The organism is Herbaspirillum sp. AP02, from assembly GCF_015767275.1.
Lineage (GTDB): Bacteria > Pseudomonadota > Gammaproteobacteria > Burkholderiales > Burkholderiaceae_D > Herbaspirillum.
In genome coordinates, this window is the sequence record NZ_JADWMY010000009.1 from 181,200 (window position 1) to 207,043 (window position 25,844).

At 63.4% G+C, this 25,844-nt stretch carries 22 protein-coding genes and 1 other RNA gene; 8 read left to right on the top strand and 15 right to left on the bottom strand.

Annotated elements, in window-relative coordinates:
• Positions 1-7 precede the first annotated feature (7 nt).
• The 6 genes from I5R65_RS18230 to I5R65_RS18255 all read right to left on the bottom strand — a co-directional run bounded on the left by I5R65_RS18230 (position 8) and on the right by I5R65_RS18255 (position 7,086).
• On the bottom strand, positions 8-1,678 hold the full coding sequence (locus I5R65_RS18230; protein WP_180666594.1) for an ATP-binding protein: 1,671 nt from the start codon (positions 1,676-1,678) through the stop codon (positions 8-10).
• Between the two features lie 29 nt (positions 1,679-1,707).
• Positions 1,708-2,343, bottom strand: a complete 636-nt coding sequence (locus I5R65_RS18235; protein WP_180666596.1) for a response regulator — start codon at positions 2,341-2,343, stop codon at positions 1,708-1,710.
• A gap of 276 nt (positions 2,344-2,619) precedes the next feature.
• Positions 2,620-4,185, bottom strand: coding sequence for a cryptochrome/photolyase family protein (locus I5R65_RS18240; RefSeq protein WP_180666598.1), 1,566 nt, complete (start codon positions 4,183-4,185; stop codon positions 2,620-2,622).
• A gap of 9 nt (positions 4,186-4,194) precedes the next feature.
• Positions 4,195-5,439, bottom strand: coding sequence for an MFS transporter (locus I5R65_RS18245; RefSeq protein ID WP_231395229.1), 1,245 nt, complete (start codon positions 5,437-5,439; stop codon positions 4,195-4,197).
• Positions 5,436-6,026: a chalcone isomerase family protein gene (locus I5R65_RS18250; RefSeq protein WP_180666599.1), complete on the bottom strand. Its 591-nt coding sequence runs from the start codon at positions 6,024-6,026 to the stop codon at positions 5,436-5,438. Before I5R65_RS18250 ends, I5R65_RS18245 begins: the two co-directional genes overlap by 4 nt.
• A 142-nt stretch (positions 6,027-6,168) precedes the next feature.
• The gene (locus I5R65_RS18255; RefSeq protein ID WP_180666601.1) at positions 6,169-7,086 is read right to left on the bottom strand and encodes a LysR family transcriptional regulator; all 918 of its coding nucleotides are present in this window, start codon (positions 7,084-7,086) and stop codon (positions 6,169-6,171) included.
• A gap of 128 nt (positions 7,087-7,214) precedes the next feature.
• On the opposite strand from I5R65_RS18255, the gene I5R65_RS18260 reads away from it, so the two are divergent.
• From I5R65_RS18260 to I5R65_RS18270, 3 genes are read left to right on the top strand one after another with little or no spacing between them, the layout of a single operon-like run.
• A complete protein-coding gene (locus I5R65_RS18260) occupies positions 7,215-8,081 on the top strand; it encodes an intradiol ring-cleavage dioxygenase (RefSeq protein ID WP_180666603.1) in 867 nt (288 codons plus the stop codon).
• Between the two features lie 12 nt (positions 8,082-8,093).
• A complete protein-coding gene (locus tag I5R65_RS18265) occupies positions 8,094-9,161 on the top strand; it encodes a maleylacetate reductase (protein WP_180666605.1) in 1,068 nt (355 codons plus the stop codon).
• Between the two features lies 1 nt (position 9,162).
• A complete protein-coding gene (locus tag I5R65_RS18270; protein WP_231395230.1) occupies positions 9,163-9,471 on the top strand; it encodes a Dabb family protein in 309 nt (102 codons plus the stop codon).
• An 8-nt stretch (positions 9,472-9,479) separates the two neighbouring features.
• Here the strand turns inward: I5R65_RS18270 and I5R65_RS18275 are convergent, their stop codons facing one another.
• Complete coding sequence (locus I5R65_RS18275; RefSeq protein ID WP_180666607.1) at positions 9,480-10,253, bottom strand: SDR family oxidoreductase; 774 nt, start codon at positions 10,251-10,253, stop codon at positions 9,480-9,482.
• Between the two features lie 119 nt (positions 10,254-10,372).
• Here I5R65_RS18275 and I5R65_RS18280 point away from each other — a divergent pair, with 119 nt between their 5' ends.
• Positions 10,373-11,287, top strand: a complete 915-nt coding sequence (locus tag I5R65_RS18280; RefSeq protein WP_196872201.1) for a LysR family transcriptional regulator — start codon at positions 10,373-10,375, stop codon at positions 11,285-11,287.
• A gap of 46 nt (positions 11,288-11,333) precedes the next feature.
• Here I5R65_RS18280 and I5R65_RS18285 read toward each other — a convergent pair whose 3' ends face one another.
• Together I5R65_RS18285 and I5R65_RS18290 are read right to left on the bottom strand one after the other, a co-directional pair.
• Positions 11,334-11,642 (bottom strand): YciI family protein, encoded by a 309-nt coding sequence (locus tag I5R65_RS18285; RefSeq protein WP_180666609.1) that lies wholly within the window; start codon positions 11,640-11,642, stop codon positions 11,334-11,336.
• A gap of 2 nt (positions 11,643-11,644) precedes the next feature.
• Positions 11,645-12,280 (bottom strand): FMN-dependent NADH-azoreductase, encoded by a 636-nt coding sequence (locus I5R65_RS18290; protein ID WP_180666611.1) that lies wholly within the window; start codon positions 12,278-12,280, stop codon positions 11,645-11,647.
• Between the two features lie 154 nt (positions 12,281-12,434).
• On the opposite strand from I5R65_RS18290, the gene I5R65_RS18295 reads away from it, so the two are divergent.
• Complete coding sequence (locus I5R65_RS18295) at positions 12,435-13,391, top strand: LysR substrate-binding domain-containing protein (RefSeq protein WP_180666613.1); 957 nt, start codon at positions 12,435-12,437, stop codon at positions 13,389-13,391.
• Positions 13,392-13,556: 165 nt separating this feature from the next.
• Here I5R65_RS18295 and ssrA read toward each other — a convergent pair.
• The 6 genes from ssrA to I5R65_RS24395 form a co-directional block, all read right to left on the bottom strand.
• Positions 13,557-13,937, bottom strand: a transfer-messenger RNA (tmRNA) gene (ssrA, locus tag I5R65_RS18300).
• Between the two features lie 185 nt (positions 13,938-14,122).
• The gene (locus tag I5R65_RS18305; RefSeq protein WP_180666615.1) at positions 14,123-17,548 is read right to left on the bottom strand and encodes a DUF748 domain-containing protein; all 3,426 of its coding nucleotides are present in this window, start codon (positions 17,546-17,548) and stop codon (positions 14,123-14,125) included.
• Positions 17,549-17,782: 234 nt separating this feature from the next.
• A complete protein-coding gene (locus tag I5R65_RS18310) occupies positions 17,783-18,439 on the bottom strand; it encodes an HAD family hydrolase (RefSeq protein WP_180666616.1) in 657 nt (218 codons plus the stop codon).
• A gap of 69 nt (positions 18,440-18,508) precedes the next feature.
• Positions 18,509-19,234: a bifunctional 2-polyprenyl-6-hydroxyphenol methylase/3-demethylubiquinol 3-O-methyltransferase UbiG gene (gene ubiG / locus I5R65_RS18315; RefSeq protein ID WP_180666618.1), complete on the bottom strand. Its 726-nt coding sequence runs from the start codon at positions 19,232-19,234 to the stop codon at positions 18,509-18,511.
• A 145-nt stretch (positions 19,235-19,379) separates the two neighbouring features.
• On the bottom strand, positions 19,380-19,994 hold the full coding sequence (gene ompA, locus I5R65_RS18320) for an outer membrane protein OmpA (RefSeq protein WP_006462111.1): 615 nt from the start codon (positions 19,992-19,994) through the stop codon (positions 19,380-19,382).
• Positions 19,995-20,350: 356 nt separating this feature from the next.
• Positions 20,351-20,482: a hypothetical protein gene (locus I5R65_RS24395; RefSeq protein ID WP_255493400.1), complete on the bottom strand. Its 132-nt coding sequence runs from the start codon at positions 20,480-20,482 to the stop codon at positions 20,351-20,353.
• 319 nt (positions 20,483-20,801) lie between these two features.
• On the opposite strand from I5R65_RS24395, the gene gyrA reads away from it, so the two are divergent.
• From gyrA to pheA, 3 genes are all read left to right on the top strand, one after another.
• Complete coding sequence (gyrA, locus tag I5R65_RS18325) at positions 20,802-23,447, top strand: DNA gyrase subunit A (protein ID WP_180666620.1); 2,646 nt, start codon at positions 20,802-20,804, stop codon at positions 23,445-23,447.
• A 58-nt stretch (positions 23,448-23,505) separates the two neighbouring features.
• Entirely contained in the window at positions 23,506-24,618 is a 1,113-nt protein-coding gene (gene serC, locus I5R65_RS18330; protein ID WP_180666622.1) for a 3-phosphoserine/phosphohydroxythreonine transaminase, read from the top strand.
• Between the two features lie 129 nt (positions 24,619-24,747).
• Positions 24,748-25,821: a prephenate dehydratase gene (pheA, locus tag I5R65_RS18335; RefSeq protein ID WP_180666624.1), complete on the top strand. Its 1,074-nt coding sequence runs from the start codon at positions 24,748-24,750 to the stop codon at positions 25,819-25,821.
• The last annotated feature ends 23 nt before the right edge of the window (positions 25,822-25,844 follow it).

Consider the following 25,844-nt stretch of genomic DNA (forward strand, 5'->3'; position numbering starts at 1 on the left):
GGCCGTTTTACTTCGGCTCTTGCAGTGGCAAAGTGAAGCTGAAAGTCGATCCCTGATGTTGTTTGGACTGTAACACGAGTTTGCCGCCCATGAGCGTCACCAGACGCTGGGCGATGGTCAGTCCGAGGCCGGCGCCATCCCTGGAACGGCGCACGCTGTCGTCGGCCTGGGTGAACTTCTCGAAGATGGTCTCCAGTTGCGCGGCAGGAATGCCGATGCCGGTGTCCTTGATGTGGATGTCGAGCCGGTCGGCGGCACTGCGCTCGACCTCGACCATGATGCGGCCGGCGTCGGTATAGCGCACGGCGTTACCGAGCAGGTTTTCCAGCACGCGCAACACCTTGCGCTGATCGCATACCAGCACCTGCGGCACGTCGTCGGCGATGCGGCATTCCAGCAGCACGCCCTTGTCCCGGGCGGCCGGGTAGTGGCGGGCGATGGCCTGGCCGACCAGTTCGCGCAGGTTTTCCGGCGCCATGTGTACGGTCACGCGGCGGTCTTCCAGTTCGGTCACCTCCAGGATGGAGTTGACCAGGTCCAGCAGGCGATTGCCGCTGTCGTGGATGGCCGTGGCGTATTGCGCCAGGGGCGACTCCCCCAGCTCCTCGCGCAAGGCGTCGGAATAGCCGAGCACGCCGTTGAGCGGGGTGCGGAACTCATGCGACATGTTGGACAGGAAGCGCGACTTGGCCTGGTTGGCCTGCATGGCGTCCTGGCGGCTGCGTTGCAGCGAGCCGGCCATCCAGATCAGCACCGCATTGAATACCAGCACCGCCAGCGTGATGAGGGCCGCCAGCGTGAGCGTACGGTTACGTTCGCGGTAATAGGGGGCCAGGCGTTCTTCGATGTCGATGCCCACCGAGGCGTAGAGCGGATAGTCGCGCAACTTCTGGAAGGCGTAGATGCGCTCGCGGCCGTCGACCCGGCTGGCGGCCTCGACCACGCCGCTACCCTGGGCCAGCATGGCGGCGTAGACCTTGCCGCCGCGCACCTGCTCGCCCATGGCGTCCATGTCGCCGGTGCGGCGCACACGCGCCACGCCATCGGCGCCGACCAGGGTGATGACGCCATGATGGCCGACGTCGATCTGGTGGTACAGGCTGGTGAAGTATTGCGGGTCCATCGAGACCACCACCACGCCGCCGAAGCCGCCGTCGGGGCGGTTGATGCGTCGCGTCAGCTGCAGCGACCATTTCTTGGAGACGCGGCCCAGTACCGGGGTGCTGATGAAAAGCTTGTCTTCGCCGCCGTGCATGTGGACCTGGATATGTTCGCGGTCCGACAGGTTCAGGGGCGTGAAGGGCTTGCTGGAGAGCACCACGTCACCGTTGCGGTCGACGATGGTGAAGAGGTTGTAGACATTGCGTGCCACCAGGCCATTGTCGATCTCGTTGGCCAGGTCCAGGGCCGGGCCGCGTTCACCATAGCGGTAACGCAGGTAGACGGCAGCCTGGTCGGCGGCTTCGATGGTGCGGTAGGCATGTTCCAGGAACAGTCGCGAAAGCGACTGGGCATCGCGACGGGCGTCCTGCAGGTAATTGGCGCGGCTGGTCTGCAGCTCCTTGAGCGCACCCAACCACAGCCCGCTGATCAGCAGCAGGGAAAACAGCCCCAGTGCCAGGCGCAGATCGATGCGTGCAAACCGGAGGGGCAGGGGAGGGTGTTTCCGGTCATCCATGGCGCTGCAGGCCTTTCCAGTGGTAATCCCTAGCGGGACTCGCGCTCCCTGCGTGCACAACAGGCGCGCAGGTAGCCGCGTAGTTCATCAAAATTGACCGGTTTGGGGAAGAACACCACCCCTGCCGGAATACCGCCACGCTGCGCCATCTCGTCCTGGTCCAGGCTACTGACGATGGCGATGCTCACATCCTGCAGCTGCGGATCGTTGAGGATGGTCTTGACCACTTCGTAGCCGTCCATGCCCTCCATCACGATATCGGCCAGCACCACGTCGGGTTTGCTGCGCGCGATCTCCAGCAGTGCCTTGTAACCGTTGTCGCAATAGACCAGATCCAGCGGCAGGCCCCAGGAAGCCAGCGCCCCTGCATACAACTCGCGCTGCAGGCGACTGTCCTCGATCACCAGCACGGCGGTGCGGCCGTTGCCGGGTCGCGGTGCCGGGTTGCCGCGGCCATGTTCGGCAGCATCGGCGGAGGAGCCGGGCGTGGCCTTGTAGGCATGCACGGCGGCCAGCGGGATGCGGCGGTGACCTCCCTTGGTCTTCCAGGCCTCGATGATGCCGGCCTCGACCAGTTGCTGCACGGACGACACCGAAATACCCAGGATATGGGCCGCTTCCTGGGTGGTGCAGACCTCGGAGCTGGTTGTCTTTGCGGTTTTCATAAATCCATTATCGGTATATTACACAAATAAATCAAATTCATTAGATAAAAATTGAATTCGCTATAATCGGTTTTCGACGAAAAGCAACAGTCGTCACACTCATGCCGGAAAGCAAGCTTTGACCGGGCATTATGCAGAGAATTTCGTGACTTCGTCAGATTTTGCGTATTTTGCCCGCTTTCGGGCAGTCAGGCACAATTTATCGGCCTGTGGGAGTTTCCCTGCACTCCCTAGGGCCTGTTCCCACTCATCTCGCAGATTGAGTGGGAACAGGCCCTAGAGTGTGTCCAGGCGAGCGCGCAGCGCCGTGGCCTGCTCTTGCAGGCGGGTGATCTCGCCCGGGTCCATCTTCCGCAGTTGCTGGTAGGCCATGCCCATGCGCGGGTTGTTGCCGAAGGTGGCACGGTGGCGCAGGAAGAAGTCCCAATACAAGGCATTGAAGGGGCAGGCCTCTTCACCAGTCTTTTGCTTGGGGTCGTAGACACACCCCTGGCAATAGTCACTCATGCGCCCGATGTAGGCGGCGCTACTGACGTAGGGCTTGGTGGCAATGACGCCGCCGTCGGCCCATTGGCTCATGCCCAGGGTGTTGGGCAACGCCACCCATTCGAAGGCGTCGATGTAGATGCCCAAGTACCAGTGATGCAGTTCTTTCGGATCGAGTCCGGCTAGCAAGGCAAAGTTGCCGATCACCATCAGGCGCTGGATGTGATGGGCGTGGGCCGTCTGCAGCGACTGTCCGATGGCGTGCTGCAGGCAGTGCATGCGGGTCTGGCCGGTCCAGAACCAGGCCGGCAGCGGCAGCCGGTGGCCCAGGGCATTGCGTTGGTCGTAGCCGGGCATCTGCGACCAGTAGATGCCGCGCACGTATTCGCGCCAGCCGATGATCTGGCGGATGAAGCCCTCCACCGCCGCCAGCGGCGCATCGCCATCGCGATAGGCTTGCTCGGCACGACGTACCACTTCCAGCGGTTGCAGCATCTTGACGTTGAGCGCGAACGACAGCAGGGAGTGGAACAGGCGCTGGGCCTGGCTGCTCATCGCGTCTTCATAGTCGCCGAAGCAGGGCAGCACGCGGGTGATGAAATGCTCCAGGTGCTGCAAGGCTTCGTCGCGATCCAGTGGCCAGCGCAATTGCGCGGCCTGTGGGTCGCCGAAGCTGGCCACGCCCTGCGCCTGCAGCATCTGCCACAGCGCGCCATGGTCGTGCGGGGCGCGCCAGTCCTCGGGTTCGGGCGGGGTGCCGGGCCAGCGCTTGCGATTGTCGTGGTCGAAATTCCATTGACCGCCTTCGGGCTGGCCGGACGCATCCAGCAGCAGTTCGAAGCGGCGGCGCATCTGCCGGTAGAAGTGTTCCATCAGCCATTGCTTGCGTCCTGCAAAGAGGCGCGGCAGTTCATGGCGGGCGGTGAGGAAATGCTCGGTGTCGACCATCGTCGCCGACAGCGCCGGCGCTTGCTCATGCGCCCATTGCTGCAGGAGCTGATCGACCCGCCATTCATCCGGCGCCTGCCATTGCACCTCCCGGGACTGGTAGTGGGCCACCAGCGCCGACAGGTTGGCCTCCAGCGATTGACGGTTGCTGGCATCGTCCAGGCTGATATAGCGGACCCGGTGGCCGTCGGCGCGCAGGCGCCCGGCAAAGGCACGCATGGCGGCAAAGATGGCCAGGATCTTCTGGGCGTGGTGCAGCACGTAGTCGGTTTCCGAACGGACTTCCATGAGCACGTAGACCACCTCGGGATCGACGGCATCGAACCAGGAATGCAGCGGGTTGAGCTGGTCGCCCAGCACCAGACGCAGGGAGCGGGCTGGATGGGACGAGCTCGTGTCTTTCTTCATGGTGATGCGTCAGAGGGGATGCCTGCGGCCATAGCTGCCCAGCACCACGAAGGCGCACAGCTTGAGCAGGCAGGGCAGGGCGGCATAGACCAGGGGCAGGCTGGTGCCGGGCCCCTGGCCAGGGTGGTAATCCAGAGCCGACAGGATGGGGAGCGCGATGCCGGCCAGCGCCAGCGCCAGCTTGCCCAGCATGGTGAGGATGCCGAAGGCCGCGCCCACCGAGCCGCGGCCGGTCACGACCCGTGCCAGCAAGACCGGCGGCAGCAACAGGTCGGCACCCAGTGCGGCACCGGTGGCCAGGCACACGGCCAGGAAAGCGATGCGCTCGCCCGGCCCCAGCCACGCGGCACCGATGAAGCCGGCGGTCGACAGCAGCATCGCCAGGCGCCAGCAAGCCACGGTACCGACCTTGCGCGCCAGTGCGCTCCACAGCGGCAGGCCGAGGGCAGCCGCGCCGAAATAGGCGGCCAGGAAGAGACCGGCCAGGGCCTTCTCCTGCAATTGATCTTCGATGAAGAACAAGGCCAGCGTGGCCGGAATGGCGGCCGAGAGCGCATTGAGCAGATAGGGCGGCAACAGGGCGCGGAAGGCGCGATTGGCCCACAGGCTGGCCATCGCCTGGCGCCACGGTTGCCCTTGAGGCAGGCCGGGCGGCGCCGGCTGGCGCAGCAACAGCAGCAGTGCCATCCCCAGCACGGCGGCGAAGAACAGGCAATACCCGTTCAGGCGGCCCGCCACCTGCGTCGGGTCGGCGGCCAGGATGCCCACTGGCACCACGCTGGCCACGATCACCCCGACCAGCCCGGCCGCCTCGCGCCAGGCCACGGCGCGCAGGCCATCGTCAGGCAGGCGTGAACCCCACGACAGGTAGCCGATGCTCAACATGCTGTGCGCGCCATAGGCCAGCACCAGCATGCCGACCAGCCAGAGCATGGCGGCCTGGGGCGTGGCGGGGGGCTTCCACAGGCAGACGAAGGCCAGGGCCAGCACCAGCGCGGCCAGGGCCATCCAGCGTTTCTGGCGGTGCGCCGAACGGTCCAGCAGATGACCGAAGAGCGGGTCCTGCAGCATGTCCAGCAGGCGCGCAGCGAACAACACCCACCCCAGCGGTGCCAGTGCGACGCCGACGTGGCTGGCGTAATACGCCGGCAGCTGCACGAACAACGGCAGCGCCGCCATCGCCAGCGGCGCGCCCAGCATGCCATAGGCCGCGTCCTGCCAGCGCCCGGTCTGGCGGGCGGCACCTGCGCTCAAGGCGTTTCCCCGAGCAGGCGGCGCCTCAGGCCATCATCGCGGCTGGGCTGGCCGAGCCAGATATTGAAGAAGGAGCGTGCCAGTTCGGGATCGGCGATCTCTGCCAGCAGCTTGTCCTTGTCGTAGAGCCGCATGCCGCGCCGGGGCAGATAGACCCCCACCAGTTCATCACCATCGGCGACATCGACAAAGGCGCGGTTGAGCTCGCTCTTCCAGCGGGCCAGCGTGGGACCGGGGATCGGCGCCGGACTCATGCGCTGGATTTCGTCGATGGAGGTATTGGCCAGTCGCTCGCGGCTGATGCTCACCTTGTAATCCAGTTGCAGTGCGAAAGGCTGGTTATCATCCAGCGGGCGCTGTGGCGCCCACAAGGTGGCGTCATAGATGCGCAGGCCCAGCCAGCGCATGGTGCCGTTACCCACGGCCTGGGCCTGCGGCAATACCTCCTGCCAGGGGGCGGCGGCCTGTGCTGCGGCCATCCCGGTCAGGGCCAGTAGCAGCAGGCCGCTGCACAAGCGCAGGAGCAGGGGCAGGCGCAGCCGGCGAAACGGAAACAGGGAGGCAGGCAGGGTAGTAGTGATGGACATGCGAGTCATTCCTCGTGGCGAACGTCGGGGCGCCAGGGCGCGGGCTTCACATGGCCGCTAGATTACTACCAACGAAAGGCAAATGCTACTGATTGGTATTTTTTATTTACCAGTCGGTATTTTGGCGACCGAGAGAGACCGCTCAGCGCGTCCATTTGCGCTCGTAGTCCATTTCCTCGAAATGCTGGACCAGGAAATCAATGAACACCCGCACCTTGGCCGGCAGGTGCTTGCGTCCCTGGTAGGCGATGTTGATGGTCAGGCGCGGCAGGTCCCATTCATCCAGTATCGGTACCAGCCGGCCCGCCACGACGTCGTCGTAGATGATGTAGTTGGGCTGGATCAGGATGCCCAGCCCCTCGAGCGCGGCGGCCCGGATGATCTGGCCGTCGTTGGATTGCATCAGGGCGCTGATGTCCAGCGCGCGCTCACCGGCCTGGCGATGCTGGAAGCGCAGGCTGTTGGGCTGGTTGGCGTGGCTGTAGACCAGCAGGTCGTGCGCGGCCAGGTCGTCCAGCGTGCGCGGCACCCCGCGGGCGGCCAGGTAACCGGGAGCGGCCGCCAGGATGCGGCGGGTCGAGGCCAGGCGGCGCACGGCGATGTTGGAATCCGGTTCGAATTCGCGGGTGCGGATGGCGATATCGATACCGCTGTCGAGCAGGTCGACATAGCGGTTGGCCGCCACCAGGTCCAGGGAGATGTCCGGATAGAGCTGGTGAAAGCGGGGCAGGATGGGGCTGATGTGCTTCATGCAGAACGACAGCGAGGAAGTCACTCGCAACATGCCGCTGGGCGCCACGCTATTGGCGTTGACCAGTTCCTCGGCTTCCTTCATCTGCCCCAGGGCCGCCTTGCATTGGCGGTAGAAGGCTTCGCCGGTCTGGCTCAGTCCCAGACGGCGCGTGCTGCGTTCGACCAGGCGTGCACCCAGGCGTTCTTCCAGTGCGGCAAGGCTACGACTGGCCGCGGCATTGGACATGCCCAGCGCCTCTGCCGCACGCGACAGGCTGCCCAGCTCGGCCACCTGCACGAAGAGTTCGAATTGGCTCCAGCGGTCCACCCGGGTCTCCCGTCATGGCCGGGTGGAAAACAGTTTTCCACTTCCGGCATATATCCATCCAAAAAACCGGCCTATATTAACGCCCAGCGGAAAAATCCGGACGATCCATCAGAAAAAGCGAGGAGACCATGCTCAACCTGAACGAAGACACCATCACCCAGGCCGTGCTGGCCCGCCATGCAGGCATGCCCGATGAGCGCCTGCGGCAGATCATGACCAGCCTGGTGCAGCACCTGCACGCCTTCGCCCGCGAGGTCAAGCTGACCGAGGAAGAATGGTTCGAGGGCATCCGTTTTCTCACCGAGACCGGCCAGATGTGTTCCGACAAGCGCCAGGAGTTCATCCTGCTCTCCGACATCCTGGGCCTGTCCACGCTGGTGATGGCGCAGCAGAACCACAAGCCCGCCGGTTGCACCGAGGCCACGGTGTTCGGCCCTTTCCATGTCGAGAATTCGCCACGCTACGAACTGGGCGCCGACATCGCCAACGGTGCGCGGGGCGAGCCCTGCTTCGTCAGCGGCAGCGTGCGCGGACTGGATGGACAGCCGCTGGCCCATGCCACGCTGGAAGTGTGGCAGGCCGACGAAGATGGTTTCTATGATGTGCAGTATCCCGACCTGGATCAGCTGCAAGCCCGTGGCACCCTGCAGACCGACGCCCAGGGACGCTTCCATTTCCGCAGCATCCTGGCCAACTCCTATCCGATCCCGCATGACGGTCCGGTGGGGCGGATGCTGGACAAGCTGGGGCGGCATCCGTGGCGCCCGGCCCACCTGCATTTCCGCATCCGGGCCGAGGGCCATGAAACATTGATCACCCACGTGTTCCGCCGTGGCGACCACTACCTGGACTCGGATGCCGTGTTCGGCGTGCGTTCCACGCTGATCGCCGACTGGCCGCGCCATGAACCGGGTATCGCCCCCGATGGCAGTCGTTGCGAGCAGCCCTTCTACACGCTGCACTATGATTTCATCCTCAATCCCCAGCGCAACTGAACCGAGACCACCATGCAAGCCTTTACCTACACCAGCGCTGCGGCCCGCGTGATCTTCGGCGCCGGCAGCCTGCAACATCTGGTCGGCGAAACCGAGCACCTGGGCGCCCGCCGTGCCCTGGTGCTGTGTACCCCGGGCCAGCGTGCCGAGGCCGAACGTGTGGCCGCGCTGATCGGCGAACGCTGCGCCGGTATCTTCGATCAGGCCGTCATGCATGTGCCCATCGAGACCGCGCGCCACGCCCGCGAAGTCGCCCGGGAACTGGAGGCCGATTGCGCCATCGCCATCGGCGGCGGTTCCACCATGGGCCTGGGCAAGGCCATTGCGCTGGAGTCCGAGCTGCCCATCCTTGCTATCCCGACCACCTATGCCGGCAGCGAGATGACGCCGATCTATGGCATCACCGAAGCCGGCCTCAAGAAGACCGGGCGCGATGTGCGCGTCTTGCCGCGCACCGTGATCTACGATCCCGAGTTGAGCCTGGGCCTGCCGCTGCCCTTGTCGGTCACCAGCGGCATCAATGCCATGGCGCATGCGGCCGAGGGTTTGTACGCGGCCGATGCCAATCCCATCATGTCGATGCTGGCCGAGGAGGGTATCCGCGCACTGGCCGAAGGGCTGCCGCAGATCGTCCTGCGCGCCGATGACCTGGATGCCCGCAGCCAATGCCTGTACGGTGCCTGGCTGTGCGGGACGGTGCTGGGCAATGTCGGCATGTCGCTGCATCACAAGCTGTGCCACACGCTGGGCGGCAGCTACAACCTGCCGCATGCCGAGACCCATACCGTGATCCTGCCGCATGCGCTGGCCTACAATGCGCCGGCCGCACCGCAGGCCATGCAGCGCATCGCCCGCGCCCTCGGTAGCGCGGACGCGGCACAGGGCGTGCATGCCCTGGCGCGCGCGCTGCAGGCGCCGTTGTCGCTGCGCGAGCTGGGCATGCCCTATGAAGAGCTTGATCGCTGCACCGATATCGCCTTGCAGAATGCCTACGCCAATCCGCGTCCGCTGGAGCGGGCCGCCTTGCGCGCCTTGCTGGAAAATGCCTGGCATGGCCATGCACCGGTTGCGGGGAACTGAGATGGCAGTCCGGCACATCGTGATGTGGGACATCCAGGGCGAGCGCGGTAGCGCGCCGCATCTGACCAATGTCGAACAGGTCAGGCAAGCCTTCGAAGGGCTGGCCGGCCGCATTCCCGGCCTGCGCCATCTGGAGGTCGGCACCGACGTCAGTGGCGTCGATTACGCCTGTGACGTGGTGCTGGTCACGGAATTCGACAGCGCCGAGGCCTTGCGTGCCTATGCCGATCACCCCGCCCACCTAGCCGTGCGCCAGCAACTGGGCAGCCTGCGCATCGCGCGGCACCAGGTGGATTATCCGGTGCGCTGAGCGTGGGCTCAGACCATGCCGCCATTGGCGCGGATGGTCTGGCCGTTGATCCAGCCGCCGGCCGGGCTGACCAGGAAGGCCACCACCTCAGCGATATCGTCCGGCTGCGCCAGGCGTTCCAGCGGCGGCAGCTTGGCCAGGTGTTCGATCTGGGCCTCGCTCTTGTCCTTGAGGAAGAGATCGGTGGCGGTCGGTCCCGGCGCCACCGCATTGACGGTGATGCTGCGTCCGCGCAATTCCTTGGCGAAGATATTGGTCATGGCCTCCACCGCTGCCTTGGTGCCGGCGTAGACCGAGTAACCGGGCAAGGCCAGAGTCTTCACGCTGCTGGAAAAATTGACGATGCGTCCCCCTTCGCGCAGCCGTTTGGCGGCGATGCGCATGGTGTTGAAACTTCCCTTGAGGTTGATGGCGATGAGCCGGTCGAAGAGTTCGTCATCGGTATCGGCCAGCATGGTCAGGCCGGGCTGGATGATGCCGGCGTTATTGACCAGGAAGTCGACGCCACCGAAGAGCGTGCAGGCCTGATCGACCATGGCGGCCACCTGGGCCGGGACGGCGACATCGGCCTGGACTGCGGCAGCGCGTCCGCCGGCGCCTTCGATCTCGGCCACGACCGCGTCTGCGTCGGCCTTGCGCCCGGCATAGTTGATGATGACGGCAATGCCGTCGGCCGCCAGCCGCTTGGCGATGGCGGCACCGATGCCGCGTGATGCGCCGGTGACGATGGCGACCTTGTTGCTGGACCGGGAACCGGAAGCTGTATTGGCGATGCTGGTCATGGTTTTTCTCCTGAATGGAAAGTCATTGGGGTGGAACGGCATGGAAGAATCATCTCACTGCCGCCGCTTCTGCTGTAGCCGTATAATCGACATATCGTTTATCCACTTATTGCATAGCCATGTTCGATGATCTGGTCCTGTTGCGCAGCTTCGTTGCCATCGTCGAATGCGGCAGTATCTCCGCCGCTGCGCGGGCGCTGCGGATGACCCAGCCGACCCTGAGCCGGCAGTTGAGCGCATTGGAACAGCAGTGCGGTGCCGAGCTGCTCAGGCGCGATACCCATCGTATGAGCCTGACCGAGACCGGCCAGCGCTTCCTGCATGATGCCCGTGCCCTCATCGAACTGGCCGACGCAGCCCAGCAACGACTGAGGCTGGAACAGGGCGGACTGCAGGGCAACATCCGGGTGTTTTCCACCATCGACTTCGGGCAGACCGTGGTGAGTCGTCTCATCAGCAGTTTCATCCACGCACACCCCGGCGTGACGATGGAACTGGCCTATTCGAACCGTCCGCTGCACATGATCGAGGAGGGCTGTGACGTCGGCATCATCGCTGGCGCGTTGACCGACGACCGGGTGGTGGCGCGCTCCCTGGGACAGATCCGCCGTCATGTGGTGGCGTCACCCGGGCTGGTGGCGGCACACCGCCGCTGCCGTCGTCCGGAGGACCTGCAGGAATGGCCGTGGGTGATCCTGTCGTCCGCTACCTTTGGCGGCACGCGCGAGGTAACGCTGTATCGGGACGGGGAGGAAAGTCGCCTGCAGGTGCGACCGCTGCTGCAATCCGAAGGCGTGACCAGCCTGCGCGAAGCAGCGCGCATGGACCTCGGCGTGGCGGCGTTGCCGACCTGGCTGGTCGAGGAGGACCTGGTCTCCGGCCGGCTGGTGCGACTGCTGCCGAAGTGGGAAGCCAGCACGCTGCCGGCGCACGTGGTCTATCCGGCGCGGCGCAACCTGCCGCTGCGGGCCAGGACCTTCGTGGACTTTGCGCTGGAGTATATGTCCACGGTCCTGACCTCGCACAGGCGCTGAGGGATTGCGCCGATTTCCTCTACGAGACGGCAGCGCTGAGCCTGCCCTAGACGAACTTGGCCAGCGGCGCCCAATGTGGCGGAAATTGCAGCGATGCCAGCGCCGGCACGCAGGCATACACTTCATAGCTGGCAACGCCGCTCTCGATGAACGGGTCCTGCGCCATCATGGCGTCAAGTTCCTCGCGATCGGAACAACTGGCCAGCAGCAGCCCGCCTGTCCGGTTTTCCATGGGGCCGGCAAGGATCACCTTGCCTTGCCTGACGTTGTCGATCAGCCACCTCTTGTGGGCGTCCAGATGCTGGTTGATGTCCTCGACCGGCCGCAGGTAGGTCAATGTCACGACATGGATCATGATCAGGCCCCTTCGCGCGTGAGCAATCCCGTAACTGCCGCCGGCACCGCATCCAGAGCCTGGCGCATCGAGGTGCTGCGCAATTCGGCGCCCTTGGTGAGCAATTCGGCACGCACGAAGCTCACCCGCTTGATACCGATGAAACCGAAGAACGCGCTCAGATACGATTCCTGATGATCCATGCTGCCCGCCGGGCCGGAGGAATACATGCCGCCCCGCGTCGATGCCACCAGCACCGCCTTGTCACCCGCCAGGCCAACGGGACCGGTTTCGGTATAGCGAAAGGTACGCCCCGGTTGGGCAATGCGGTCCAGCCAGGCCTTGAGCTGGCTCGGAACCGAAAAGTTGTACATCGGCGCGCCCAGTACGATGACATCGCTCGCCAGCAGTTCACTGACCAGGGTGTCTGAGAGCGTATGTTCAGCGCGCAGGCCGGCGTCGCTGGTGACCGTGCCTGGCTGGCGGAAGCCGCCTGCGATGGGGCCGTCAAGATGCGCGATGGGAGCGGCGACCAGATCGCGGGCGGTGACTGTCGCCTCGGGATAGCGGCTGCGCAGTTCTTCAACCAGGGCAGCACTGAGCACGCGGGAGGCAGAAGCGTCCCCGAGGATGCTGGAGTCGAGATGGAGAATCTTCATGGTGAGGTCCTTTCAGGGATCGGTAATCAGAGCGACAGGAGCCACGATACCGGCCCGAAACCCTCTTCACTAGCCAGCGGAATTGGATCAGATTGTTCTCCATATAGGACAATCAGCTGTCTATAATCAGAATTTTCCATTCTGGATCCGTCTCATGGAAGACCTCAACGATTTGGCCTTGTTTGCCGCTGTGGTCGTGCATGGCAGCTTTTCAGCCGCTGCGCGGGCGTTGAACACGCCCAAGTCGCGCATCAGCCGCCGCGTGGCCGAACTGGAGCAGCGACTGGGCGTGCGCCTGCTGCAGCGCTCCACGCGGGTGGTGCGGGTGACCGAGGTGGGCTCGGCGTTCTTCACCCACTGCGAGGCGATGACACATGCCGCACGCGCGGCGGTGGAGGTCACCGAACACGCCGGTGCACGCCCGGCCGGTCGCCTGCGGGTCAGTTCGCCCATGGGCGTGTCGCATATCTTCCTGGCACCGCTGTTGGCCCGTTTTCTCACGGCTCATCCTGATGTGCGGCTGGAACTGGAGTTGAGCAATCGGCGCGTTGATGTGATCGGCGAAGGCATCGATGTCGCCATGCGGGTGCGCAGTACGCTGGAGGATTCCAACCTGGTGGTGCGAAGCTTCGGCACCAGCCACCAGATCCTCACGGCCAGCCCGGACTTCGTTGCTACCCATGGCCCCTTCGGCTCGGTGCAAGCCCTGCAGGGACAACGTGGACTGGGACCGGGGGGCATGCCAGGCGAAGCGGCGCGCTGGCGGCTGCAGGGCGCGGACAATGCGATGGTGGACGTCGCTTATGCGCCGGTACTGGTAACCGACGACGTGCATCTGATGCAGGCTGCGGCCATGGGAGGTGCGGGACTGGCCGTACTTCCCTTCAATGTATGCCGCCAGGCGATCGAGCGCGGCGAACTGGTGGTCGTGCTGCCGGACTATCGCGCAGCGGCCCACCAGTTGCATGCCGTATTCCCTTCGCGCCGCGGCCTGGTCCCGGCGGTGCGCGCCTTCATCGAGTTCCTGGCCGTCGAGCTGTCCCGGACGATGCAGATGGAGAACCAGGCGCTGCAGGATCTGTTGGCGCGACAGGGCGCGATCGGGGGCTAGCCGGGAAATGTCCGGAGGTGATGGGGGCGGGTGCCTGCACGCTGGGGTTCTGCTTCCTGTTGGCGGAAGTGGAATGCCCTTCTGCAGATTTCAGACGAAAAAAATCCCTAAGTGTTTGATTTCTTAGGGTTTTTTAATTCCACTGGAATGAGCTGGAAATGTGTTTGGTGGAGCCGGCGGGAATCGAACCCGCGTCCAGAAGCACTCTACAGACAGTTCTACATGCGTAGTGCAGTCAATTGGTTTTAATCCTGGCGACGCGGACGCACACGCTTCGACAGGACGAGTTACCTTGGATTTAATGACGTATCAAGTAACCCGATACGCCACGATTCCCTGTAAATGACTCTACCGCTGTTGCCAGCACACCCCAGGGAAGAAGTGCTGTAGAGCTAGAAATTTCTTAGGTTTCTAGGTGCGATTTACGCTGCGAGAGCGTAAGATTCGTCGTTTGCATTTAAGCAGTTCCGGATGGATTAACGAGGTAACCAGTCCTCGGCATGCCCTGTTCCGCTTTGCAACCCCTGTCGAAACCAAGTCGGCCCCGTGAGTGTTGAAGCTTCGCAAATCCAGCTGGGCGCTTGAATCTGCGTATTACGCTTGCCTCCCGCTAGAGAGGCGCCCGCTTTTCGGCGGGAGGTAAATTATAACCTACTCCTAGTTGTATGGGCGTGGCCGGGCTTTTCAAGGTCCGGCGTCCACTCCACTCATCCATTCATCCGTTCATTCAATCACTGGATCGTCAGTTCCACCCGCGCCTTGGGCTCCTTGGCTGGAATGCCGGCGCCGTCCAACTTGGGGGCGATCAGGAAGATGCGCGCCGGGTCGATCACGCTTTGCTCCTGCAGGTAATTGCGCACCTGGTCGGCTCGACGCTGGGCCAGATTGCGCAGATCATCCTGGGTGACCTCGGTGTGTTCCAGGATCATCTTTTCCATCTCTTCCGGCGGTAGGGACTTGGACAACCCGATCACGTTGCGCGGCTTGTCGAATTTGCTGTCCTTGTAGACGCGCTCCAGATACTTGCCGCGCTCGGCCGGGCTGATGCGTACCGGGGCGGAGGGCTGGCCTTCGCGGGCGATCAGGTCGGCGCGCTTCAGGCCGCGCATCTTGCGTTCCAGGGCTTCCTGGCGCAGGCCCTGGTCATCGATCTGCGGATCGACACGGCCGGTGATGTCGAGCTTGATGCCGGGGCGTTCGTGCAGGACGTAGCCGAGGGCATCGAGCTTCTTGCGGACTTCGTCGGTGACCTCTGAAGAACCGGGCGCGAACTCGATGTAGCGCAATTCGCCGATGTGCTCGTCGGCACGGAACATCGAGCCGATCAGGGCGAAGGGGGAGGTGACGGCCTTGACGATCAGGTTCACGAAGACCCGCACGATGATGCCGCCGACCGAGAACTCGGGGTCGGAGAGCGAACCTGAAATCGGCAGGTTGAGATTGATGTTGCCGTCACGATCCTTGAGCAGCGAGACCGCCAGCATCACCGGCAGCTTGGTGGCGTCGGGGCTGTCCACGCGTTCGCCGAAGGTCAGCTGTTCGATGCGCAGGTCGTTCTGGGCGACCAGCTTGTCGTTCTCGATCTTGTATTGCACGTCCATGGACAGCTTGCCCTTGGTGATCGGGTAGCCGGCGTACTTGGCGGAATAGGGCGTCAGGCGCGGCAGTTGCACGCCGTTGGCGCTGGCCTTGAGATCAAGGTACATGGGCTTGAACAGCGGATTGAGCGAGCCGGAAATCTGCAGCGGCGCGTCGTTGTCGATCTTGCCGTTGATGTTGACGGGCGCGGGCTGCGGCTTCTCCGAGGAGATTTGGCCGATGGTGCCGGCCAGGCCGGTCATGTTGGCGGTGTAGTTGGGTTTGACGAAGTTGTCGGTGTAGTTGATGTTGCCGCCATCCAGGACCACCTGTCCGATGCGCACGATGGGCGCATCAGCGGAGGCGGCTGGGGTGGTCACGGGGGCGCTGGAGGTGGTCTTGCGGGAGGTGCCGGTGTTGCCGGGTTTGGCCTCTTTGCTGTCCTTCTTGCTGTCGTCGGTGATCGAGCCCTGCTCCTGCGCGTCAGCCACGACGATGTCCTGCAGGTTCAGGCGGCCCTTGTCGGAGAGGATCGCGCGGGCGTAGAAGTTGGACAGGGTGATCTTCTCCAGCGCCACTTGCGTGCGCGCACCCAGTCTGGCCTGGATGCCGCTCAGGGCCAGGGTACGCCAGCGCAGGAAGTCGGTGGAGGTGACCTTGTCCTGCATGCGCAGGTTGGTGATGGCGGCCTCGCCCTTGTAATCCAGCGCGAGTTTTTGCGCTTCCAGCGGCGGTGTGACGGCCAGCTTGCCCTTGGCGCTGACCAGGCCGGTGCTGAGGGTCACGTTGAGGACATCGGTGAAGTAGTGCTGGAAGGGCGCGATGGGCAGGTCCTTGACGTCCAGGTCGAGGTCCAGCTGCTTCAGGCGTGGTGCGGCCTGGCCGCTCAGTTCGGCGCCGCCGGTCTTGTCGAAGCGTGCCTGCAGCTTGAAGGGGATGGTCTGGTCCAGCGTGTCACTGAGATTTTTTGCCTGCAATGACAGGGACTGCAGGCTGATCGGCTGGGCGCCCTTGCCTGGGGGTGTCAGGCGCAGGTCGGCCAGGTCCACGCTGGTGTCGTCGAGCTTGATGTGCCCATCACGCAGTTGCAGGGTAGTGTTGCCGGAGAGCTTGCCGGCGATGTCGGTGACGGGCGTGCGCCCCAGGTAATTGCGGTAGGCGGCGAGGTCGATGCGTTCCAGCTTGAGCTTGCCGCTGACCTGCACCTTGAGCGGCTGGACCTGGCCGTCGAAGCCCAGCGTGCCGTGGCCGTTTTCCGTCACCGACAGATTCAGTTGGGCCGGCTTGGCATCGGTGCCGGTGGACAGACCGGTGGCGCTGATCTCCAGTTTGGTGAGCTTGATGTCCTGCGCCGGGCTGGCGTTGGCCTGGTCGCGCCAGTTGATGTCACCACCGTGCACTTTCAATTGTTGCAGGACGATGGGGGCAGTTGATGCTGGTGTCGTTGGTGCCGGCGCGCCAGCCTGTGCTGGCGTGGCGCCCGGTTTGGCCGTGGCCTTGCCGTTGCGGGTGTTGCTGGTGTTGCTGGCGAGGGCGCGCAACCAGTTGATTTCTCCGCGGGCATTCATGTCGACCCAGACTTGCGGCTGTTCCAGGCTGATCTGGCTGATCTCGCCGCTGGCGGCCAGCAGGTCGAATTGACCGAGCTGCACGGCCAGTGACTTGGCCTTGAGCAGCGGGGCCTTGGCCTTGTCCTGCAAGGAGATGTCATCGATGCGGATATCACCGGCCAGGGTCACGCTGGGTTTGTCTTCCTTGCGGCTGAAGCCCAGGTCCAGCCTGGTGGTGAGCTTGGCGCTCTGTACTGCGAGGGGCAATTCTGCCGGAACGAAAGGCAGGTAGCTGACCAGGTCCAGCTGGTCGATGTCGATGGCGAAGGCCGATTCCTGGGACGAGGCGAAGGGCTTGCTGCGACCCTTCAGGTGCAGCGGCGTGCCGTTGATGGTAGCGGCCAGTTGCGGCTGCACGAAGCTGTCGATGTTGCCGGGCAGGTTGGAGATGAAGGGCAGGCCCAGTTGCAGAGCGGCGATGTCGATGTTCTTGCCGCTGACCTTGTCCTCGAAGCGGATTGCGCCATCCTGCAATTGCACGTTGGCCAGAGAGAAGCGGGCCTGGCCTTCGCTCTTGGGTTGCGCGGCCAGCCGCTCGAGGATGTCGGAGAAGTTGTAGTGGCCGCTGCCGTTGGCGTCCAGGCGGATGACATGCAGTTGCGGGGTGGTCAGCCTGATCTCATCCAGTACCGGCGCCATGCGTAGCAGCGAGGCCGAGGAGATGTCCACCAGCAGCGATTGGGTGCTGAAGAAGGGACTCTTGCCATCGGCTTCGAAGAGCGTGATATCGGAGGCCCGCAGCGCCAGCCGGAAGGGATTGAAGCTGATCTCGCCGATGGAGAGCTTGCGACCGATCTGCGCCTGGGTCTGGTCGATGGCGATCTTGCGCACCAGGGACGGCAGGGCAGCCCAGCTGAGGGCGGCCAGTACCAGCAGGACGACCAGGGTCCAGGCCAGCCATCGGAGGGGGCGGCGCAGGCGCTGCCACGCGGGATGCTGGGTGAAAGAGGCGGTGCCCGGCTTGGTCATTGCGGTTTTCCCTTGTCGGTGCCGGCCCGTCCGCTGCACTGGCTGCATTGGTTGCAAGGGAGGCCGGTTCTGATTGTGATGTGTCGGCGGCGATCGGTGCTCAGCAGCGGCGAGCCCGCCTGCCGTCATTCTAATGCGAGGCGCCGTCGCTGTGATACGTGACGCTGGCGTATGGTGGTGCAGTGCTAGGAGGGGAAAGCGGCGCCCAAGTTTCCGCAGGGCGCCGCCGGAGCATCAGGAGAGGAGGGTAAGGATCTGCAGTGGGGTATGCAGCAGGGCATCGGCATCCCATCCAGTGGGCTCGCTATGGCCGCAGTAGCCCCAGGCGGCGGCGATGGTAGGCATGCTGGCGGCACGGCCGGCCTGGATGTCGCGCAGGTCGTCGCCGACGTACCAGCAATCCTCGGGTGCCAATTGCAGGCGCCGCGCGGCTTCCAGCAGGGGGGCAGGATGCGGCTTGGGATGTGGTGTGGTATCGCCGGAAATGATGCAGGCAGCCTGGCCCAGGCCGATCTGCGGCGCCAGGACATCGGTGAAGCGCGCTGCCTTGTTGGTAACGATACCCCAGGCGATCTGGCGCGATTCCAGCTGGGCCAACAGTTCGGGGATGCCGTCGAACAGGCGGCTGTGCTGGCTCATGTTGGCTTCGTAACGATCCAGGAAGCGCACGCGCAGCGCTTCGTACCGGTCGTCGCCCGGATGGATGCCGAGCGCCGCGCCGATCAGGCCACGCGCACCGGCCGAGGCGACCGGACGTAGCTGCTCATAGGGAGCGTCGCCCAGACCGCGCTCCTGGCGCAGAAAATTGGCGGCCGCCGCGAGGTCGGGTGCGGTATCGGCGAGGGTGCCGTCGAGGTCGAACAGGATCGCGCGCGGAGGGCGTAGTGGCATGGGGTCGTGTCAGTGATGGCAGTGGAGGGGAGGGGGGCCGCAGCATGGCTGCGGCGGCGGGATGGCCGATCAGGCCAGCTTGGTACAGGCCACCAGGTAGTTGACGCTGGTGTCCGCGTTGAGGGAGTAGATCTTGGTCAGCGGGTTGTAGCCCATGCCCTTGAAGGCGTCGATCTGCAGATCGGCTTCGCGGGTGTAGCGGGCCAGCTCGGCCGGGGTGATGAACTTGGCGTAATCATGCGTGCCCTTGGGCAGCAGGCGCAGCACGTATTCGGCGCCGATGATGGCCATCACGTAAGACTTCATGTTGCGGTTCAGCGTGGAGAAGAACAGCTTGCCGCCCGGCTTGGCCAGGGTGGCGGCGGCGCGTACGATGGCGGCCGGATCGGGGACGTGTTCCAGCATTTCCATGCAGGTCACCACGTCGTACTGGCCGGCTTCGCGTGCCGCCATGTCTTCGGCGGCGATCTTTTCGTAGCGCACCTGCACGCCCGATTCCATGCTGTGCAGGTCGGCCACTTTCAGGGCCTTGTCGGAGAGGTCGATGCCGGTGACGTCGGCGCCCTTGATGGCCATGGATTCGGCCAGGATGCCACCACCGCAGCCGATGTCGATGACTTTCTTGCCGGCCAGCGGAGCGCGTGCATTGATCCATTCCAGGCGCAGCGGGTTGATTTCATGCAGGGGACGGAATTCCGAACCCGGGTCCCACCAGCGATGGGCCAGTTCACTGAATTTCTGGATCTCTTGAGGATCGGCGTTCATGGTCGCGTTGGTCACAATGGTCGTGTTCATGGGGCCTAATGATAGCCCAAACGGACAGCCACGGTTGGCGGCGGCAGATCAAGAACGACCACAAAAACGCGCTGACACGCAAATGCAGCAGCAATAAAAAAACCCCGCCGAAGCGGGGTTCATAGAGCCTTGTAGCGTAAATCGATTACTTGCGGGTACCCACAACTTCGATTTCCACGCGACGGTTCTTGGCGCGGCCAGCAGCGGTCTTGTTGTCGGCGACCGGTTGCGACTTGCCCTTGCCTTCGGTGTAGACGCGGTTGGCTTCGACGCCCTTCGACACCAGGTAGGCCTTGACGGACTCAGCGCGGCGAACCGACAGCTTCTGGTTGTAGGCAACGGAGCCGATCGAGTCGGTGTGGCCGACAGCGATGATGACTTCCAGGTTGATGGCCTTCAGGTTACCAACCAGTTCGTCCAGCTTGGCCTTGCCAGCAGGCTTCAGGGTTGCCTTGTCGAAATCGAAGAAGGCGTCAGCAGCGTAGGTGACCTTTTCCGAGGTCGGGGCAGCGACAGGAGCCGGAGCCGGAGCAGGAGCGGCAGCAGCAACCGGAGCCGGTGCCGGCGGTTCTTCGCACGGACCGTTCACGTAAGCGGTTTGCCAGCACAGACCGTAACCGCTGCGGGTCACGACGTCACGGCCATCTTGCAGATACAGGCTGCCGGGACGAACCTTGATGTCCTTGGTTTCCTGAGCGGTGGCAGACAGTGCGATGGCTGCGGACGCAGCAGCGAAGACGAGTTTTGCTAATTTGTTCATGTTTCTCCTCTCGGGTGAGATATCCGCAGATAAACTGCGCTACAAGATTACGACATCAAAAAATGAATAATATCATGTGTTCAGGTCGTCACTGGCCCTTGTTCCATGGGGCTAGTAATGAACTTAGCCGCCATTCTGCCACACGGATTGTCCTTCAGCGATGCTTGCCAATTGGTCCAGACAACGTTTTTGGGACTGTGTTGTTTCTTCGCAACGGGATATTTTTGAGCCGTTTTTGTTCCATCCAGGCCTTAAAAATCACGGTTTTTTTAAGAAAATCCTTATTTTTCATACAGTTCGCGCATTTTCGCCGGGGCAAGTAGTTGTCATTTTCTCCGGGGCATCGCCCCGTGGGCTCATGATGATTTTTTCTGGCAGGCAGTGTGGGAATGATGTCGGGAAAGCTTTTTCCCATTTGTAATTTCAACACCATGCGGCAATTGCATGAGCAAATGATGCTGTGCGGCAATTATGTTGAGGCTGTTCATGTGGGTTCGTGTGAAGCTCATGTGAACCGCCCGCTGATCGTGTGCTGAGCACTGAGCTGCCGTCACGGACATCTAATATATATAGCGAGCCAGACGCAAAGGTCGGCCGCTCTCGCAGGCTGGGAGCGCCTGGTGGCGGTGCACTGCATTTTTGCGTCAAGTCGGTGCGGCGCCGCGATGCAGGCCGTTGGAGGCGTTTTGAGGGCGGTTGGCGGGCTTTTGACCCTCCCGGCATGCTAGAATCCACTGTTCTGATCAGTCCAAGGGCCACGCCCGCCCGGCAGGATTTTCTGGCCGGGAAACATCTTTCGACTCTCCAATGGATCAATTCGCTAAAGAAACCATCCCCATTTCCCTCGAAGAAGAGATGCGCAAGAGTTACCTCGATTACGCCATGAGCGTGATCGTGGGTCGGGCACTGCCGGACGTGCGCGATGGCTTGAAGCCGGTGCATCGCCGCGTGCTGTACGCGATGCACGAGATGAACAACGTCTGGAACCGCCCCTTCGTGAAGTGTGCGCGCGTGGTCGGTGAAGTGATGGGCAAGTTCCACCCGCACGGTGATGCCTCCATCTATGACACCCTGGTGCGCATGGCCCAGGACTTCTCGCTGCGCTACACCCTGGTCGACGGCCAGGGCAACTTCGGTTCCATCGACGGCGACGGCGCCGCGGCGATGCGTTACACCGAGTGCCGCCTGGACAAGATCGCCAACGAACTGCTGGCCGATATCGAGAAGGAAACCGTCGATTTCGTGCCCAACTACGACGGCAAGGAAAAGGAACCGTCGGTCCTGCCGACCCGTATCCCCAACCTGCTGGTGAACGGCTCCTCCGGCATTGCCGTGGGCATGGCCACCAACATTCCGCCGCACAACATCACCGAAGTGATCACCGGCGCGCTGCACCTGCTGGCCAACGAGCATTGCACCATCGATGAACTGATCGAGCTGGTGCCGGCACCGGACTTCCCGACCGGCGGCATCATCTACGGCGTCTCCGGCGTGCGCGATGGTTATCGCACCGGTCGTGGTCGCGTGGTCATGCGCGCCAAGACCCACTTCGAAGAGTATGGTCGTGAAGGCCGCATCGCCATCATCGTCGATGAGCTGCCCTACCAGGTCAACAAGAAGGCGCTGCTCGAACGCATCGCCGAGCTGGTGCGCGACAAGAAGCTGGAAGGCATTTCCGACCTGCGCGACGAGTCCGACAAGTCCGGCATGCGCGTGGTGATCGAACTGAAGCGTGGCGAAGTGCCTGAGGTCGTATTGAACAACCTCTACAAGCAGACCCAGCTGCAGGACACCTTCGGCATGAACATGGTGGCCCTGGTCGATGGCCAGCCCCGCCTGCTGAACCTGAAGCAATTGCTGGAATGCTTCCTGTCGCACCGTCGCGAAGTGGTTACCCGCCGCACCGTGTTCGAACTGCGCAAGGCGCGCGAGCGCGGCCACGTGCTGGAAGGCCTGGCCGTGGCACTGGCCAACATCGATGATTTCATCGCCATCATCCGTGCCGCACCGACGCCGCCGATTGCCAAGGCCGAGCTGATGACGCGCGCCTGGGATTCGTCCATGGTGCGCGAAATGCTGGCCCGTGCCGGCGAAGCCAACGAAGGCGGTATCGAGGCCTTCCGCCCGGAAAGCCTGCCGGTCCACTACGGTATCCAGTCCGATGGTCTGTACAAGCTCTCCGATGAGCAGGCCCAGGAAATCCTGCAGATGCGCCTGCAACGCCTGACCGGGCTGGAGCAGGACAAGATCGTCAATGAATACAAGGACGTGATGGCACAGATCGCCGACCTGCTGGACATCCTGTCCAAGCCGGCCCGCGTGACCGCCATCATCACCGACGAACTCAACGCCGCCAGGAACGATTACGGCATCGGTGCCAAGGACGAGCGTCGCTCCACCATCGAGCACAACGCCACCGACCTGGCCACCGAAGACCTGATCACGCCGCAGGACATGGTGGTGACCCTGTCCCACACCGGCTACATGAAGTCGCAACCGGTCTCCGAGTACCGTGCGCAAAAGCGCGGCGGTCGCGGCAAGCAGGCCATGGCGACCAAGGATGACGACTGGATCGACCAGCTCTTCATCGCCAACACGCATGACTACATCCTGTGCTTCTCCAACCGTGGCCGCCTGTACTGGCTGAAGGTCTGGGAAGTGCCGCAGGGTTCGCGCAATTCGCGCGGCAAGCCCATCGTCAACATGTTCCCGCTGCAGGATGGCGAGAAGATCACCGTGATCCTGCCGGTGTCGGGCGCCAATCGCAGCTTCCCGGATGACCGCTATGTCTTCATGGCGACCAGCCTGGGTACCGTCAAGAAGACCCCGCTGTCGGACTTCTCCAACCCGCGCAAGGCCGGCATCATCGCGGTGGACCTTGACGAGGGCGACTTCCTGATCGGTGCGGCGCTGACCGATGGTGCGCATGACGTGATGCTGTTCTCGGATTCGGGCAAGGCGGTGCGTTTCGATGAAAACGATGTCCGTCCCATGGGCCGTACCGCCCGTGGCGTGCGCGGCATGAACCTGGAAGAAACGCAGCAGGTCATCGCCCTGCTGGTGGCCGAGAACGAGCAGCAGTCGGTGCTCACGGCCACCGAGAACGGCTTCGGCAAGCGTACCCCGATCACCGAGTACACCCGCCATGGCCGTGGCACCAAGGGCATGATCGCGATCCAGACCAGCGAGCGCAACGGCAAGGTGGTTGCGGCCACGCTGGTCGATTCCACCGACGAGATCATGCTGATCACCACCGGTGGCGTGCTGATCCGCACCCGTGTGTCGGAGATCCGCGAAATGGGTCGTGCCACCCAGGGCGTGACCCTGATTGCGGTGGAAGACGGCACCAAGCTGTCCGGCCTGCAACGCGTGGTCGAGTCCGATGTGGAAGACGTGATCGACGGCGAAACCGCCGAGGGCGCCGGCAGCGAAACACCTGCCGCTGGCGAATAAAGCAAGTCCCGGGCGGCTGGTGACATGCCGGCCGCCTTTTTTGATGGCGAACGCAGAAATGGTTTATAACTTTTCCGCCGGACCGGCGGTATTGCCCAAGGAAGTGCTGCAACAGGCAGCCGACGAGATGCTGGACTGGCATGGCAGTGGCATGTCGGTCATGGAGATGAGCCATCGCGGCAAGGAATACATGTCCATCATCGAAGCCGCGCTGGCCGATGTGCGCGCGCTGATGGGCATCCCGTCCAACTACAAGGTGCTGTTCCTGCAGGGTGGGGCGATCGCCGAAAACGCCATCATCCCCATGAACCTGGCGGCCCTGCGTTCCCCGGCCGGCAAGCACGAAGCGGGCGTGGCGGACTACATCAACACCGGTTCCTGGTCGACCAAGTCGATCAAGGAGGCGGGGCGCTACTGTACCGTCAACGTGGCGGCTTCCTCGGCCGACCGCAAGTTCGCCAGCATCCCGGCGCGCAGTGACTGGAAGCTCTCGCGCAATGCCGCCTACGTGCACATCTGCAGCAACGAAACCATCGACGGCGTCGAATACCAATACACACCCGAGGTCGCCGCCGATACCGACGGCGCGCCGCTGGTGGCCGACATGTCCTCGCACATCCTCTCGCGCGAGGTCGATGTCTCGAAGTATGGTGTCATCTACGGCGGCGCCCAGAAGAACATCGGCCCGGCCGGCGTGACCATCGTCATCGTGCGCGAAGACCTGCTCGGTCACGCGCTGCCGTTCTGTCCCTCGGCCTTCGACTGGAAGATCGTGGCTGACAACGATTCCATGTACAACACCCCGCCGACCTACGCGATCTACATCGCCGGCCTGGTGTTCCAGTGGATCAAGCGCCAGGGAGGCGTGGCCGCGCTGGAAGCGCGCAACGTCGCCAAGGCTGGCCTGCTCTACGGTTACCTGGACAGCACCGATTTCTACAGCAACCGGATCGCAGTGGATTGCCGTTCCCGCATGAACGTACCCTTCTTCCTGCGCGACGAGTCGCTCAATGACACTTTCCTGGTCGGCGCCAAAGAGCGCGGCCTGCTGCAGCTGAAAGGCCACAAGTCGGTCGGCGGCATGCGTGCATCGATCTATAACGCGATGCCGATCGAGGGCGTACAGGCCCTGGTCGATTATCTGAAAGACTTCGAAAAGCAGCACGGTTGAACCGCACCTGACCGGGCAGCCTGCCCGTGCGGTGCCGGCCTTCGGTCGTGCGCCATGCCAATGCCATGCCAAGAGCGCCGCAGGCCGGTCTTCGCGCCGGAATGCGGCTGCAGACACTGAAAGAGCAAGATGAGTGACGACAAGTTGCTGCCCCTGCGCCAGAAGATCGATGCCATCGATGCGCAAATCCTCGACCTCCTGAACCAGCGCGCCCGCGTCGCGCAGGAAGTGGGTCACGTCAAGGCCGAGACCAATGCTCCCGTGTTTCGCCCCGAGCGCGAAGCCCAGGTGCTGCGCCGCGCCGCCGACCGCAATCCCGGCCCCTTGCTGGGGACCGATATCCAGACCATCTTCCGCGAAGTGATGTCGGCCTGCCGCGCGCTGGAAAAGCGCGTGGTCGTGGCCTATCTCGGCCCCGAAGGCACCTTCAGCGAACAGGCGGTGTACCAGCAGTTCGGCCACGCCATCGAAGGTCTGCCCTGCGTCTCCATCGATGAAGTGTTCCGCGACGCCGAAGCCGGTACCGCCGATTTCGGCGTGGTCCCCATCGAGAATTCCTCCGAAGGTGTCATCAATCGCACGCTGGACCTGCTGCTGCAGACCACGCTGACCATCAGCGGCGAAGTATCCATCCCCGTGCATCACAGCCTCATGACCGCCGACGGCAGGATGGAGGGCATCAGCCGCATCTGTGCACACTCGCAGGCCCTGGCCCAGTGCAATGCGTGGCTGAATATGAACTATCCTTCCATCGAACGCCAGGCGGTGGCCTCCAACGCCGAGGCGGCGCGCATGGCAGGTGAAGACAAGAGCGTGGCGGCCATCGCCGGCGAGATCGCCGGGCAGAAGTACAACCTGCAGACCGTCAACGCGCACATTCAGGACGACCCGCACAATCGCACCCGCTTCGCCATCATCGGCCGTCTGCGTACGGCGCCCTCCGGCCGTGACCAGACTTCCATCGTGCTGTCGGTGCCCAACAAGGCGGGTGCGGTCTACAACCTGCTGGCGCCACTGGCGCGTCATGGCGTGTCGATGACGCGCTTCGAGTCGCGACCGGCCCGCATGGGAGCGTGGGAATATTATTTCTACGTCGACCTGGAAGGTCACGAGCAGGACGAGAAGGTCGCCCAGGCGTTGGAGGAACTGCGCCAGAATGCCGCCTTCTTCAAGCTGCTGGGTTCCTATCCACTGGGCCTGTAAGTGGCGGCCGTCCTGACACCTTT